The organism is Mesorhizobium sp. 01N446 (assembly GCF_056399285.1).
In genome coordinates, this window is record NZ_JBFTRA010000013.1 from 1 (window position 1) to 13814 (window position 13814).

Annotated in this window: 12 protein-coding genes; 2 read left to right on the top strand and 10 right to left on the bottom strand. The window is 61.0% G+C overall.

Annotated features, from left to right (window positions below; all coding sequences use genetic code 11):
* On the bottom strand, positions 1 to 2361 hold a 2361-nt coding region (locus AC1DPX_RS31675; RefSeq protein WP_477241712.1), incomplete at its 3' end, for an Ig-like domain-containing protein.
* A 322-nt stretch (positions 2362 to 2683) separates the two neighbouring features.
* On the opposite strand from AC1DPX_RS31675, the gene AC1DPX_RS31680 reads away from it, so the two are divergent.
* Positions 2684 to 3625 (top strand): transglutaminase-like cysteine peptidase, encoded by a 942-nt coding sequence (locus AC1DPX_RS31680; protein WP_477241714.1) that lies wholly within the window; start codon positions 2684 to 2686, stop codon positions 3623 to 3625.
* Positions 3626 to 3709: 84 nt separating this feature from the next.
* Here AC1DPX_RS31680 and AC1DPX_RS31685 read toward each other — a convergent pair whose 3' ends face one another.
* Genes AC1DPX_RS31685 through AC1DPX_RS31700 form a run of 4 tightly spaced genes read right to left on the bottom strand, consistent with a single transcriptional unit; the run spans position 3710 to position 9297 of the window.
* Positions 3710 to 4351, bottom strand: coding sequence for a ribbon-helix-helix domain-containing protein (locus AC1DPX_RS31685; RefSeq protein ID WP_477241716.1), 642 nt, complete (start codon positions 4349 to 4351; stop codon positions 3710 to 3712).
* Complete coding sequence (locus AC1DPX_RS31690) at positions 4341 to 5630, bottom strand: HlyD family type I secretion periplasmic adaptor subunit (protein WP_477241718.1); 1290 nt, start codon at positions 5628 to 5630, stop codon at positions 4341 to 4343. Before AC1DPX_RS31690 ends, AC1DPX_RS31685 begins: the two co-directional genes overlap by 11 nt.
* Positions 5631 to 5675: 45 nt before the next feature.
* Complete coding sequence (locus AC1DPX_RS31695) at positions 5676 to 7808, bottom strand: type I secretion system permease/ATPase (RefSeq protein ID WP_477241720.1); 2133 nt, start codon at positions 7806 to 7808, stop codon at positions 5676 to 5678.
* A 40-nt stretch (positions 7809 to 7848) separates the two neighbouring features.
* Positions 7849 to 9297 (bottom strand): TolC family protein, encoded by a 1449-nt coding sequence (locus tag AC1DPX_RS31700; protein WP_477241722.1) that lies wholly within the window; start codon positions 9295 to 9297, stop codon positions 7849 to 7851.
* Between the two features lie 456 nt (positions 9298 to 9753).
* Here AC1DPX_RS31700 and AC1DPX_RS31705 point away from each other — a divergent pair, with 456 nt between their 5' ends.
* Positions 9754 to 10290: a hypothetical protein gene (locus tag AC1DPX_RS31705; RefSeq protein WP_477241724.1), complete on the top strand. Its 537-nt coding sequence runs from the start codon at positions 9754 to 9756 to the stop codon at positions 10288 to 10290.
* A 36-nt stretch (positions 10291 to 10326) separates the two neighbouring features.
* On the opposite strand, the gene AC1DPX_RS31710 is transcribed toward AC1DPX_RS31705, so the two are convergent.
* The 5 genes from AC1DPX_RS31710 to AC1DPX_RS31730 are packed head-to-tail and all read right to left on the bottom strand — an operon-like array spanning position 10327 to position 13810.
* Positions 10327 to 10902 (bottom strand): hypothetical protein, encoded by a 576-nt coding sequence (locus AC1DPX_RS31710; RefSeq protein ID WP_477241726.1) that lies wholly within the window; start codon positions 10900 to 10902, stop codon positions 10327 to 10329.
* Complete coding sequence (locus AC1DPX_RS31715; RefSeq protein ID WP_477241728.1) at positions 10899 to 11489, bottom strand: L,D-transpeptidase; 591 nt, start codon at positions 11487 to 11489, stop codon at positions 10899 to 10901. Before AC1DPX_RS31715 ends, AC1DPX_RS31710 begins: the two co-directional genes overlap by 4 nt.
* Positions 11473 to 12636, bottom strand: coding sequence for a CpaE/TadZ family protein (locus AC1DPX_RS31720; RefSeq protein WP_477241730.1), 1164 nt, complete (start codon positions 12634 to 12636; stop codon positions 11473 to 11475). The genes AC1DPX_RS31715 and AC1DPX_RS31720 overlap by 17 nt, the downstream gene beginning before the upstream one ends.
* Positions 12633 to 13283 carry a TadE/TadG family type IV pilus assembly protein gene (locus tag AC1DPX_RS31725; protein WP_477241732.1) on the bottom strand — a complete coding sequence of 217 codons (651 nt, stop codon included), beginning with the start codon at positions 13281 to 13283 and terminating at the stop codon, positions 12633 to 12635. Before AC1DPX_RS31725 ends, AC1DPX_RS31720 begins: the two co-directional genes overlap by 4 nt.
* Positions 13283 to 13810 (bottom strand): TadE/TadG family type IV pilus assembly protein, encoded by a 528-nt coding sequence (locus AC1DPX_RS31730; protein ID WP_477241734.1) that lies wholly within the window; start codon positions 13808 to 13810, stop codon positions 13283 to 13285. Before AC1DPX_RS31730 ends, AC1DPX_RS31725 begins: the two co-directional genes overlap by 1 nt.
* Positions 13811 to 13814: the final 4 nt, after the last annotated feature.

Here is a 13814-nt window from a genome sequence, read left to right on the forward strand (position 1 = left end):
GGCTGTCGGGACGTCGTCCTTGATGTCGATGGAGATGGTCGAGGTGTTGGTGTTACCGAGGCTGTCGGTGACGGTATAGGTGAAGACGTCCTTGCCGGCCTCGATGTTGGTGCTGTTGTTGGCGTCGGGCGTGGTGTCGAAGGGCTTGGTCAGCGTGTAGGTRTAGTGMCCGTCCTGGTCGATCTGCAGCAGGCCGTATGTGCCCTGCACCGTGACCGGGACACCGGCGACGGCCGATGAGGTGGCGCCTGCGATGTTGGTGACGTGCGGGCTGTTGGGATCGCCCAGCGTCAGCGTGCCGGCCACCGTCTCGGCGGTGCTTCCCGGATTGGAGCCGGTCACCGCCGAAGCGGCGAGATCGCCGATGGCGCTGGTGTCGAGAGCTGCYTCRTCRACCTGCACCGTCGCCGCGACCGGCTGTGGCTGGCCGTTGGTGACCGTGATCGTCAGTGTCGAGGGCGAGGTGTCGCCGTCGCCGTCCTTGATGGTGTAGGCGAACACATCGGTGCCCGATGCGTTCGGGTTGGCATGGTAGCTGTAGCCGCCATTGGCATCGACCGTCAGCACGCCATAGGTTCCCGTCACCGTGGAGCCGGCGATGCCCGTCCAGGCGATCGAGGCGATGCCGTCGGCGCCGGCCGTGTCGGCCGCGCCGGTGCCGTGGGTGCTGCCGGTAATGGTCAGGTCGCCATACTGGCCGTGCACCAGGATGCCGCCGGCCGCGTTCGTCACCTCGATCTGGGTATTGTCCTTGTCGGTGACATAGAGGTGGCCGATCGTGTCGCTGCCCGTGGTGATCGTGAGCGCGCCCGTCGTCGTTTCGCTCGTGTCGCTGTTGTTGTTGGCGTCGTTGTCGGCAATTTCGCCGGAGCCCGCTGGCAGGCCGTCATGCGGCGGAAGGCCGGTTTCGTTCGCCGCGCTGTGGCCGGATGCATCCGGATTCTGAGGCGTCACGTCGATCGTGGGCGTCGAGTCCTTCAACAGGTTGATCGTCACCGTTGCCGTCGACGGGTCGCCGTCGCCGTCAACGATCTGGTACTGGAACGTCACGGTTCCTTCCTCGCCGGCAGCCGGCGTGTAGGTGAAGGTGCCGTCATTGTTGTAGGTGACCGCGCCGGCGCCGCCGGTCAGCGAATTCGCCACATAGGCGACCTTGGTCGGATCGGCGATGTTGACGCCGTCCGCGCCTGGCACGTCGTTGGCGAACACGTTCACCGTCACCGGTGCGTTCTCGGTTGCCTGCGTGGCGATGTCATTATGCGCAACAGGCACGTCGTCCACAATCTGGACCGAGAGCGTGCCCGGAAGGGAGACGTCGCCGTCGGCGTCGGTCACCGTCACAGTCATGTTGTCAAAGATGGGATCGCTGCCTGCTGGATGTGTCTCACTGTGCTGCAGCGTATAGCTGTAGCTCACCTGGCCGGTGCTGGCGTCGTAGCCGTTGATGGTCAGCGTGTTGCCGAGCGGCGTGGTGATGTTGATCGGCGTCGACGCACTGTCGGCAAGGGCAACGCCCGAAATTACCTGGCCGGCAATGGTCAGCGAGCCGACACCGTCGGGCGAGGCGATGGTGAAGGTGCCGGTGTTGTGCTCCGACGGATCGCCATCGGCGCCTGGCGCCGCCGCCTCGCCGGAGCCTTCCGACCCCGAGCTTGCCGGCAGGCCCTTTTCATTGACGGTGGTGTCGCCGCCATCGACGGAAGGCGTCAGGTCGATGATCGACGGCGTTGAGTCGGGCAGGAGACTGGGGAACAGTTCACGATGTTCCGGCTGGCCGAACGCCAGATCCGTCGGCGGCAACAGTGCCGAAAGGCCGAATCCATCACCGATGCCGCCGGGAGGAACCGAGAAGTCTCCGCCCGCACTCGAGGTAGAACCGCCTGGGCCTGCCGACATCGATCCGTCGGCGCCAAAGGCGACATCGACATGGCTAGCTTCCAACGCCGCGATCAAGGCAACGCGCGGCACTTCGACGTCGCCGATGATGAAGGTAGGCACGTTCAGCGCGCCATCCTTGATGACGATCACCGAACCGTCGGCCTGCTCGAGCACGAGGTTGTGGCCGTCGACCTTGATGTTGTCGATCGAGACATTGGCCGGGAGTTTCACCACATGGTTGGCGTCGGCCACATATTCGTGCTGCGCGGCTGCCGCCGGCGCTTTCGCCTCCGCAGGTGCTTCCGGTTTGACGGGTGCGCCGCTGCCGACATCGACGGGAACCGGTTCGGCTGCCGCCGGGACGGCCTTTTGTGCCGGGGCTGCCTCGGCAACCTGGATCTGCGCCTGCGACGGCAGTCCGCTGTGTTCAGAGTGCTCGTCCCAAGAATGAGAGACGGTGTCCAAATCGTTACTGTTTGTCATGGCCAAACCCCTTCGGCATTTCCCGGAAAGAGACAGTGGCCACCTCTACTTTGCAACTATCATGCAATCCATTTCATATATTCCGATATGCTGGCTTCGGCATTTTTTACGCGTGGTAAACTCGAACCATATAACCGGATATACATGGGCTGGTATGCGATCCTTCTGAGGGAGATCGGCTCTGGTCACTTGGTAAACAGAAGTATAAATTCGTATAAAGTTTTACATAAAATAGGCGTTATCAAGTACAGGAAATTTATCCACCTTCCTTTCCAATAATTTGAGGCGGAATTGGTAGCGTCCACAGTCAAAGGTGGGCGTTATGACAAAAGAAAAATCTGCCCAGGGGGCAATCGGGCTCAAGGCGTTGCTGCTGCTGGTCGGCATCATGAGCCTGCCGCAGCCGTCGTCCGCGAGCAATTTCCCGGCGCGTGTCGATCCTGCCGATGCGCTGCTGGCGAAGGTCGAAACGCCTTCCATCCTCGGTGGCATTTCGCTCATGCGGCCGCAGCCCTGGAAGCCCGCCCCGGCCTACAGGATCGGCATGGTTTTCACCAGCTATGGTCCTGCCGCAGTCGATCAGGAAAACCGCTCTTCGACGCAAGACAAAGCCGGGATCGATCCCATCCAGACGGCGGCGATCATTCCCGGCGTGTTCGGATCGGTTGCGCTGTCCATGCATAATTTTCCGGTTTCGGCACGTTGGGCGCCGGTCTACAGGGCAATCGTCGACTGTTCCACGGGCAGTGCGTGCGATGGCAAGAACAGCCTCTTTGTCGCGATCGTCAATGCTGCCAAGGACAAGCGGTTTATCGACAAGCTGTCCTTCATCAACGCAAGCATTAACCACGCGATCGCCTACAAGAAGGACAGCGTGGTTTACGGCAAGCTCGACTACTGGGCCAAGCCTTCGGAAATTCTCGAGCGGCGTGCCGGTGACTGCGAGGATTTCGCCATTCTCAAGATGGCGGCGCTGCTGCGTGCCGGCATTCCGGCACAGAGCATGTCGCTCGTCGTCCTGCAGGACCGCAAGCGCGGTTTCTTTCACGCCGTGCTGTCGGTCAGCACCGGCAGCGGTGTGTTCATCCTGGACAGCCTGAGCAACGTCGTCTTGCGCGACAGCGATCTCCCCGACTACATACCATTGTACTCGTTCAGCACCGACCGCGCGTGGATCCACGGCACCAGGCCCGGCGCGGCGCAAGTTGCCGAGATCAAAGGCGGTCTTGCGACGGTCGCACCCGGCGAGGGCTTGCAGCAGTAGCGTTCCCAAGACAAGCGAAGCAGCCGGTTCGGGGACGCCTTTCTCAGAGGCACGTCACGTCGAGACGGATTTATGCGGCGTGCTTCAGCCGCCGAAGACGAAGGCCATCAGCAGCTCCGGCTCGATCACCGGCGCTCGCACCGCGTTCAATTGCCCCCGGTAGCGGCGGTCGCCTGCGCCGATGACGAAACCGGTGGCGACCGGCGTTTCGCCATTGGCGTCGAGCCGCGCGAATATGTCAGCGACATTGAGGTCCAGAGCAAGCTTCAGGTCGTGGCGCGCATCTTCGTTTGGCGCCACCGGCAATTGACGCCTGACCAGTTGCTGGAACGGCGCGTTGAAGGTCAGGATCCTCTTCGACGATGAGAGTGCAAAAGCTGGTGACGGACAGGCGACCAGAATGGCGTTGATCGTCTTGATCGACGCGAGCCTTCGCAAGGTCTGGTTTTCGTCGGCCAATCCGCGCATGCAGGCCACCCGAATTGCCGATGTCAGGTTTCCTGTGTTGGCATGGCTCTCGGCGATCTCGTCGATCAGCATGCCGATCGTGCATTTGCGGTTTTCGGCCATCTGCTTCAGCGAGGTCCAGAACGCCCGCTCCAGACGAATGCCGCGTCGTGTGCCGCCACGCGCCACGACACGGAATTCCAGCCCGAAATCCTCCGTCGCCATGGGCGGAAGCAGCCGTTCGCGATCGGCAGGAGGAGAGGTGGCGCTATCGTTCACTCATTGCCTCCTCGCGTGCCTTGTTGATCGGCTTCATCAGATAGGTGAGGATGGTTTTGCGACCGGTCTTGATGTCGACCGAGCAGATCATGCCGGGGATGATCGAATAGGTCTTGCCATCCCGCGTCAGCGTCGATCTCTCGGTTGCGACGCGCACCTGGTAGTAGGGTTCTCCCGTCTTCTGGTCGACCAGGCTGTCGGCGGTGATGTTGGAGACCTTGCCCTCGATGCCGCCGAAGATCGAGAAATCATAGGCGGTTATCTTGATCAGCGCGTCCTGGTCCGGCCGGATGAAGGCAACATCCCGTGGTGAGACCCGCGCTTCGACCAGCAGCGTCTCGGAAGTCGGCACGATGCCGGCCACGACCGCGCCGGGCTGCACGAAAGCGCCAACCGTGTTGATATCAAGCGTGTTGACGATCCCGTCGACAGGCGAGCGGATGTCCGTGCGCGCCACCTTGTCGGTGGCGCCGCGTATCGTCTCGTCCACCACCGAGAGATCGGCCAGCGCCTGCGTCAGATCGCCGAGCGCCTCTTGTTGCAACTGCAGGCCGAGTTCGTCGACCTGAAGCCGGGCCTCGGTGATGGCCGACTTGGCTTTCTTGATGGTTTCTCCAGCGAGCGTCAGCTGGCCGTTGAGCTCGCTCATCTCGCGCTCGACGCGGAGCTGCTCGGTACGCGCCATCAGGCCTTTCTTGACCATCGATTCGACCAGCTTTGCCTCCTGGTCGCTGACGGCCAGATTCTTCGTCAGGCGATCGGCATTGGCGGTCGCTTCGTCCAGTTCTTTCTCGCGCTGATCGAGGCGCGACTTGAGARCCGACAGTTTGACCTGGAAGTTGTCGCGGCGCGCGACGAGCAGCTTCTGCTCGTTGTCGCAAATTTCCGGGGCAACCTTCTGGATCTCGGACGGGCACGGAAATGAGCCTTCGAGATTGCCGGCCTGTTCGAAGTTGAGCCGGGCAATGCGCGTCTGCAGAGCCCGCGCCTTGGCCTGCTGCTCGCCAAGACTGGAGGTGTTGAACGTATTGTCGAGGCGGATAATGAGGTCGTTCTTCTTGACGACCTGCCCGATCGTCACGGCAATTTCCTGAACGACGCCTGGCTCGCTGGCCTGGATGATCTGGGTCTTCGAGGCGGGTATGATCTTGCCGTCGCCGCGTGCGATTTCATCGACCTCGGCAAAGGACGCCCAGGCGACGGAAGACACGAAGAGTGCCCCGATGATGAATAAGGACGCCGACGCGAAGAGCGGCGGCCGGTCTTCCCTTGCAAGCATGTCCTACAACCCCAACGCATTGAATGCGTTCAATAAGTCTGTTTCTCAGGCGTTTGTTTTCTGCAGCGCCTGTATCACTTGATCCTTTGGTCCATCGGCAACGATTCTGCCTTGCTCGATGACGATAAGACGGTCGGCCAGCTCGAGCATGCTGAAGCGGTGCGTCGAAATGATCAGCGTCGTGCTCCGGTCGAAAGCCACTTTGAGCTGCTTGATCAGCTGGCGCTCTGAAGCCAGATCCATCGAACCCGACGGCTCGTCCAGGAAGACGATTTTCGGTTTGGTCAGCAGCAGACGGGCAATCGCCATGGTCTGTCGCTGGCCGCCCGAGAGATTGGTGCCGCGCTCGCCGACATTCATGTCGTAGCCACGCGGGTGGCGGGAGACGAAATCGTCGACGCCGGCAGCCTTGGCCGCTTCGACGATCTGCTCATCGGTCGCCTCCGGGCAAGCCATCAGGAGGTTTTCCTTGATGGTGCCCGAAAACAGATCGTTGGCTTGCGCGACGATCCCAACCGCGGCGCGAACTTCCGATGGGTGGTATTGGCGGATGTCGATCCCGTCCAGCAGCAACTCGCCCGATGTCGGCAGGAAGAGCCTGCCGATCAGCCGGCCCATGGTTGTCTTTCCCGAGCCTATGCGGCCGATGATACCGATCCGCTCACCGGGCTTCACCGAGAAATTCAGACCGGTCAGGACCTCGTTCTCGGAGTTCGGATAGATGAAGCCGACATTCCTGAACGCCATGGCGCCATTGCGAATGGGCCGGTTGACGAAACCCACCGTATCCGGGCGATCCTCCGGCTGCGCCATGATCGAGTTCACCATGCGCAAGGAGAGCATGGCCTGGCGAAGTCTGGACAAGGTGATGGCGATCTGGCCGAGTGGGGCCACCGCCCGGCTGGCCAGCATCACGGTGCCGATGATGGCTCCGGTGGAGACGTGTCCCTCCGAGAAGGCGTAGGCGCCGGCCACGATCAGGGCGACGGTGACCATCTGCTGGATGGCCTGCGTTATATTGCCGGCGGCCGCCGAAAGCTGCTTGATCTTCTCGGACGTGTTGGACGCGTTCTTGGAATGCTCTGCCCATTTCCGCAACAGATACGCCTCGGCCCGCAGCGACTTGATCGTCTCCAGCGTGGAGATGGATTCGACCAGCAGGGCCTGCCGTTGCGAGGCTTCGTTCATCGAGGCCGCGACGCGCTTCCCGATGCGCCGCTGCGTGATCAGTCCAACGATCACGGACGCGACGAAAGCCAGCGCCGGGATGATGACCAGCCAGCCGCCTATCGCATAGATGACCAGGAGAAAAATGAACACGAAGGCCGTGTCGATGAACACGCTGATGGTGTTCGACGTGAAGAATTCGCGCACGAATTCATATTGCGTCACCCGATTTGCGTATTCGCCCGTCGAGCCTGGCCGTGCCGACAGGGATGAGTTCAGCACTTTCTCGAACAGCAAATAGGAAATGCGCAGATCGGCCTTGCGCCCGGCATAATCGATGAGGGACGCCCTGGCGGTCTTCAAAAGCAGGTCGAACAGGATGACCGCGCCGATGCCGATCGACAGCACCCAGAGCGTCGATATTGCCTTGTTCGGCAAGATCCTGTCGTAGACGTTCATGGTGAAGATCGGCGAGGCGATGGCCAGGAGGTTAATGAATATTGCCGACAGGATAACCTTCGAATAGGTGCGCCAGAACGGCCCCATCGTTCCCGTCAGCCAATGTCGCCGCTCGATCTTCGGTGCCGAACCGACGTTCATCCCTTCGGCAGCGTTGGCATAGGTTATCGAGAAGGAAACGCCGCCACTGATGTAGCTGGCGGCCAGCTCGGATTTCGTGATGGTTACGCGGCCGTCTTCCTGGGGAGCGGTGGTGAATGCGCCGTCCTCGCTTTCGGCCAGCAGGGCAACCGGCAACTGGCTGACACGGAAGACGATGGCGGGGAGGTCGATGCGCCCCCGAAGAAAGTCACGATGGCTGAACTCGGTGATTTCAAGGCCGATGCGCTCGGCAATATGCCGGATGGCATCGATGTCGATACGCGTGTCCGACAGCGGCACGCCGGCGAACAACACCGTTTGCGCGCTCGGCCTGCCGAGATAGCCGGCAACGGCAGAGAAGCAGGCCTTGAACGCCTCCTTCGGGGAGAGGATGTTGGGTTGCTGGTTCACGATCCGCCCATAGGGACTTTCGATCGACCCTTACCTCCGCTTACTTTTTCCTGACCGGTGCCAGAATATCGAACGGCACGTCATTCTTCTGTTCCGAAGGGGTCCGCGCATAGGTCTCGGTGTCGGCCGTTTCCGGTGCCGCGAACTCGGTCCGTGCGTAGGCCGCGGCCTGCTTTGGCGGGCGGATGTCCATCGTTTTCAGCAACTGCCCGGTGGCTGCCAGAAGCCGATACTGGGCAAAGAGAGAGGCGTAGGATGCGGTGTCGGCCAGCGTTGCCGTGTTGAACCGCGTATTCTGCGCATCCAGCACATCGAGCAGCGAGCGCTGCCCGACCTTGAATTGCTCGCGATAGGACGCAACCAGCTTCTCGCTGGACGCGGCTTGCAGCTTCAGCGTCTTTGCCAGGTCGGCTTGCCGGAAGCGGCGATCCCATGACGTGCGAACGGCTTCTTCGATTTCCCGCAGCACCTGGTGCTGGGCAAGCCGCTGCTCGCTGGTGCGGCGGATCTGCTCCTGCTCGTTGGCCTTGTCGATGCCGCCCCGGTACAGGTTCCACCGCAGCACCAGGCGTGCTTGCAGGTCGGACGTGTCTCCATTGTCGCCGTCGATGTCGTACCCAGCCCGAGCGACGCCTTCAGCGACGATCGAGGGGCCGTATTTCGCGCGGGCCGCGTCCACCAGCGAGGCCGCCGCTGCGATATCGCTGTTGGCCATATGGACGCGCGGATTGCTCTCGCGCGCAAGGCCAATCGCATCGTCCAGAGACCTTGGCAGCGCGCCGGAAACATCGGCCGGCCTCGATGCATTGGTCAGCGGCTTCCCGACTGTCTTGAAGAACCGTATCCTTGAGGCCTCCAACTCCTCCGAGGCTTCCTGCATGCGGGCCTTGGCCGCGAACAGCCGCTCTTCGGCCTGTTGCCGGTCGGCCTCGTTCAACCCGCCGCCGGCGATGCCTTCCTGGATGTCGTGGAGAATCCCTTGATGGAAGCCCAGGTTCTTCTTTGCCTCTGATACGATCGAAGCCTGAAGCATGTATTCGAGGTAGTCCTGGACGACTGAGAGCCCGATGAACTCTGACCGCTCCAGCACACGAAACGATGCGCCGTCGACGCGTGAGGCCTGGCGGTTCAGTTCGGCCCGCCTTGCGCCGCTGTCATAGAGCGTTTGTGAAACCGTCAAATCGGTTTCCGCCGGATAAAGCGCGTCGTGCTCTATGTCGAGTGCACGTCGCGACGAGTTGTCGAGGCGACGAGCTCCAGCCGACGCTTCCAGGTCGACGCTGGGAAGATAAAGCCCCTTGGCCTGCCGCAACTCGAACTCGATTGCTTCGCGATTTTCTATGGCCTGGCCGATCTCGGGATTGGATTCGACGGCAACAGCCATTGCTTCCTTGAGCGTAAGCGCATTCGCATTCGCACAGGTCAGCATCGTAGCTGCCATCAAAAGACCAAGGCGCCTGCCCATAGTCGAGATGCTTGTCGTATTCATTTAACCCGCCCCAACGTTTCCCCCACGCCCTATTCGAGCGCTGAACCAAGCCTGAGCCCGTCTCAGGGGACTATCCAACAATTCCAAGAAATATGTGAGTGAATATTAATTTAGGGTCATCTAAATTAGGGATTTCGGCCATAAGGTTGGGAAATGTAGCAAAAATAGCACAAAATTGGGGTCGACCAGGCTTCGGCCAAACGCCGCCTGATGTGGAAAGTCCAAACGCACAAACGGCTCAAGGCCGGCAGGGTCGTGTGACGCCCGCCTGAGCCGAAAGCGCGCGGTCGAAAATCTGATGACGTTCCGACCAAGATCATGCCGCGGCTGCATCAAGGACCGATGCTGAATCTCGGGTTGCCTTATGAACTCCCAAGCACGGCCGTAGTGGCGCCCCAGCGTTAAGCTTCGCGCAATCTCTGCGATCTATGCTGATGCCAGATTGTCGAGGATAACATGAAGCGCAGGCCGATATTACTCTTCGCTTTTCCAGCTCTCATCCTGATGGTTCTGGCGTGCGAGCGAATCGCGACCATGCTGCTCGGAGCCTATCCCGCCAGCCCCGCCATGTGGAGGGTCTGGATTGAACTGCGTCCCTTGTCGGCGATGTTCTGGCAACAGGTCGACCTTTATCTCGGCGGTTCGATGGCCCTCGATGCCGTCATTCTGGTTACGGCGGCAATGATGTGCTGGAGCGCTTGCCGCATGAGGCGGGCGAGCGCCTTCTTCCTGACCAATCACGTCGCCCTGGTCTTTGCCGGACTGATGATCGCTGCCAGCAGTCATTCGGAGACGGCGAGCACGCTGGCGGCAATTCCGATTTCCAACAGCCTCCAATTTGCTCTGAAGATCGATTTTACCTGGCAGAACAGCCTGGTGCTCATTCTGGGCTTCGCGGCCTGCGCGTACTGTCATGTCGCCTTCCTTCGCGAAACGCGGCTGCGCGGAGAGTCACTGGCCTTGCGCCTCTTGACTTTGGGACGGGATATTTAGTCCGGCGCACTTGGCTTTGCCGGAACTCGCCACGCCTCAATTGATCTTGCGATAGTAAACCTTGCCGTCCGGCGTTTCCGTTCGCTGGTAGCCCGGATTAGGGGCAGGGGGCGCGGCGGCAACCCTCCTCTTTGGGGGCCGCGGTGTATCGATAATTGTGGGTTCGGCCGCGACTTCGGTGTCAGGAGACGCTTCGGCCACGGTACTCGTCGTGACGACGGGTTCCGGTGCGCCCGAGACGCCAGCGTCGCTGGCCAATGGAAGGTTCTGTTCCAACCGGGCTATGTTGCCGTTGATTTCGTTGAAACTGCCCTGCAACTGGCTGTCCAGTTTTTCGAACCGGCTCTGAAAACCGTTGTTGACCGTGTCGAGCCGGGCAACGATCCGCTGCTCGAACGCGCCGAGTTCCTCGAGACGCCCCTCCACGGTGCGCAGGTCGTTGATGCCTCGGTAGAGATAGATGGCGGCGGTCGCGTTCAGCACGGCAAACAATGTCAATCCGACGCCGACCACGATGGCCAGCCGCGACCGGCTCGCATCCCTGTCGAGCAGTTGCGGTTCAAGCGGCTCGGCGGAGACAGTCGGCACATGCGGGTCGCTGATCGTCGTCATTGAACCACCACCTTGGTGCCGATTGGCACGCGCTTGAAGAGATCGATCACATCCGTGTTGGTAAGGCGAAAGCAGCCCGACGTACCGTCGAATCCTACACCTGAGGGATCATTGGTGCCATGGATGCGATAGAGCGTGTCGCGTCCGTCCCGAAGCAGATACAGCGCCCGTGCGCCCAGCGGGTTGTACGGGCCCGAGGGCACCAGTTCCGGCAGCTCCGGCTGGCGGGCGCGCATTTCCCGAGGCGGGCGCCACTGCGGCCATTCCGTCTTGGCTCCGACCTTCACCACCCCGGTCCAGCCAAATCCGTCACGCCCGACGCTGATCTGGTAACGCAGCGCCTGGCCCTGGCGGGTCACCAGATAAAGCGCCTTCTCGTTCTTGCGGATGATGATCGTTCCCGGCTGTTCTGTGGTTGTGAAAGCAACGGCCTTGCGCAGGCTGGGCCCCATTGCCGGCAACGGCGGCCGGTCCRAAAGTCCCGACCGCGCCTGAGCGGAGCCTTGGGCGGACAGCATCAGCGCCAGGCTGAGCACGCAAGCGCCGGCCAGCCCTGGGGCGATCCGATATCTACCGGGCAGCGTCATCAAGCCGCTCTTTGAACATCTTCTTCAAATCCTTGTTGAAGCGCGCCCGGCCATCCACTTCGGCGGGCAGGATCGCCCGGTTCAAGGCGTCGGTCAGAAGGGCGTTGTCCAGCGCGACCGATTTGATGTGCGGCGCCTTGAAGATCTTCTCGAGTTCGCTGCGCGAGAAATGGTTCCCGAACCATTTGCGCTTGTGCTTGTTGGCGACGAGCGTGATGCTGACCGCATTGCCGCGCAGCTCGCGGATCTTCTTGTAGAGCCGCTTGCCTTGCCGCAGCGAAGCGACGTTGAGTTCGAAGACGATGAAGATCTCGTCGCTCGTCGAAAGCACCGAATTGTGCCAGGGCGTTTCGATGTTGGGCAGGTCGATGACGATGTCGTCGAACCGGTAAGCGACGAGGTCCAGGAGCCGGAAGACGAAATCGCTGCCGCGCAGCTCGAAGGGCAGTTGCGGCCTCTCGAACGCATAGAGGGTGAGACCGGACGGGCGCGTAAGCTTGATGACATCCATCAGCTCGACATCGAGCCTTTCCGGCTGAGCGATGATGCCCGTCAGGTCGAACTGGTTGAACTGGTTGATATAGGCGCCGCAATTGGCGCTCTGGAAATCGAGATCGACCAGGCAGGTCGAAGCCGCGCGCTCAGCCGATTTCGTGGCCAGGAATTCGGCCGCCGACAGTGCCAGCGTCGTGGCGCCCGCACCGCCGCTGGCGCTGATGAAGGTGATGATCCGGCTCTTCGTTCCCTGGTTGCCGGTATCATGGAAGGTCACCGCGTTGAGCAGTTCCTTGCCGTCGAGCGGCTTGTGCAGCCAGTCCGAGGCATTCATGCGCACCAAAACGCGTGTCTGTTCCGACGTCAGCTCATCGGAAACCGCGATCAGCGGCACGGAAGCCCACAGCGCACGCGCCTCGACGATGCCGGGTTTGCCGAGCAATTCGCCATTGCCGAGATCGAGGATGACGATGCCCGGGCGCGTATCGGCCGGCGGCCCCTTGAGAAACTCATCCGTCTCTGAAATGCGAACATCATAGATCGCCAGCGCATCAAGCCGCGTCGCGACATCGCGCTTGAAATTCGGATCCGACGAGAACAGCGCCACCTGCTTTCGCTTGGTCGGTGTAACCTTGGTGTTGATCGCATTCATGGATAAGTGCTCTTCATGTCTTCGCCCGTGACCGTGCTCAGCATGGAGGGCATGGAGATGTTTCCAAATCCGAGCAGTCCGCCCAGAAAGAAGAATCGGAAGGTCCTGTTCTGCAGACTAACGGTGATTGTCGGCACCGGGCCGCCGAGCCGGGTCTGATAGCCTAGGCCCGAGGCCGTGTAGGTGATGACCACGTTGCTGCGCAGCAGGCCCGGAAAGAATTGGCACATGCCCGGCCGCGTGGTAGGTCGCTGGGCTGCGGTGATTGTCGGGCAGGTATCGTCGTTGGTGTTTGTTGTATCGCCGCGAAAGATACGGCTGAAGGCAGCAGCATTGAATGTACCGCCGTTGGTGCATGTGCCAGTAGTTCCGGTGTACTTGCAGACAAACGGACCGTAAGCGCCAGCGACAACAGGAGCGCCGGGCACCGCCGTGGGCGCAGCAGTTGTCAGATTGGTTGCAACGGAGTCAGAGATTGCGGCCAGCCGCGCTCCAATCTGGACAGCCTTGGTGGCAGCGTTCCATTGGTACAGCGCATAACCGAAATCGACGAAACCGAACAGAAGAGCAAACAGCAGCGTCGACACGATGGTCATCTCGACCATCGCCGCGCCGTCTTCCGATTTTGCGAAACGCCTGATCATCATCAGAATCGGATCAACCGCTCCTCATGAAAATCACTGAGCGTGATCGGACTGACGCCTATCAACGACAGCATGCCGATGCCATTGTAGGCAAAAGTGCCGGCAGCCCGTACGATACAGACCTGTGCGGTGGTGGAACGATATTTCGTGACGCCGGCAACAACTGCGTCATGACAGGATCCTGAGGCGGCGATGGTAACCGTCACATTCGCTGTCCCCCAGCCGGCGACGCGCGCGCTTCCTGTGCCTCCCGCGTTGCCGAACACCGCAATGTTGGCTGCGATGTTGGCGCAGTTGATCGCCGCCAAGCCGGCGTCGGTATACATCTGACTGTTGCAGCGCGCTGCATATCGGGCGCCGTCGGTCAGACCGGCTTCTATCAGCAGCTTGTCATGAATCAGGTTGCCGAATTCGAACACCCCTGCCGACAAGAACAACATTAGCGGCGCGACGATAGTCATCTCGACCATCACCGCCCCGCGATGGTCGCGTCGAAATCGATCGAGAGGACTGAACAGCATCTTCAGCATGGCC

Excerpts from the sequence above, each read along its gene's own strand:
- AC1DPX_RS31680 (WP_477241714.1), top strand. The coding sequence starts at position 2,684 with ATGACAAAAGAAAAATCTGCCCAGGGGGCAATCGGGCTCAAGGCGTTG.
- AC1DPX_RS31720 (WP_477241730.1), bottom strand. The coding sequence starts at position 12,636 with ATGAATGCGATCAACACCAAGGTTACACCGACCAAGCGAAAGCAGGTG.
- AC1DPX_RS31730 (WP_477241734.1), bottom strand. The coding sequence starts at position 13,810 with ATGCTGAAGATGCTGTTCAGTCCTCTCGATCGATTTCGACGCGACCAT.
- AC1DPX_RS31700 (WP_477241722.1), bottom strand. The coding sequence starts at position 9,297 with ATGAATACGACAAGCATCTCGACTATGGGCAGGCGCCTTGGTCTTTTG.
- AC1DPX_RS31710 (WP_477241726.1), bottom strand. The coding sequence starts at position 10,902 with ATGACGACGATCAGCGACCCGCATGTGCCGACTGTCTCCGCCGAGCCG.
- AC1DPX_RS31705 (WP_477241724.1), top strand. The coding sequence starts at position 9,754 with ATGAAGCGCAGGCCGATATTACTCTTCGCTTTTCCAGCTCTCATCCTG.
- AC1DPX_RS31725 (WP_477241732.1), bottom strand. The coding sequence starts at position 13,283 with ATGATGATCAGGCGTTTCGCAAAATCGGAAGACGGCGCGGCGATGGTC.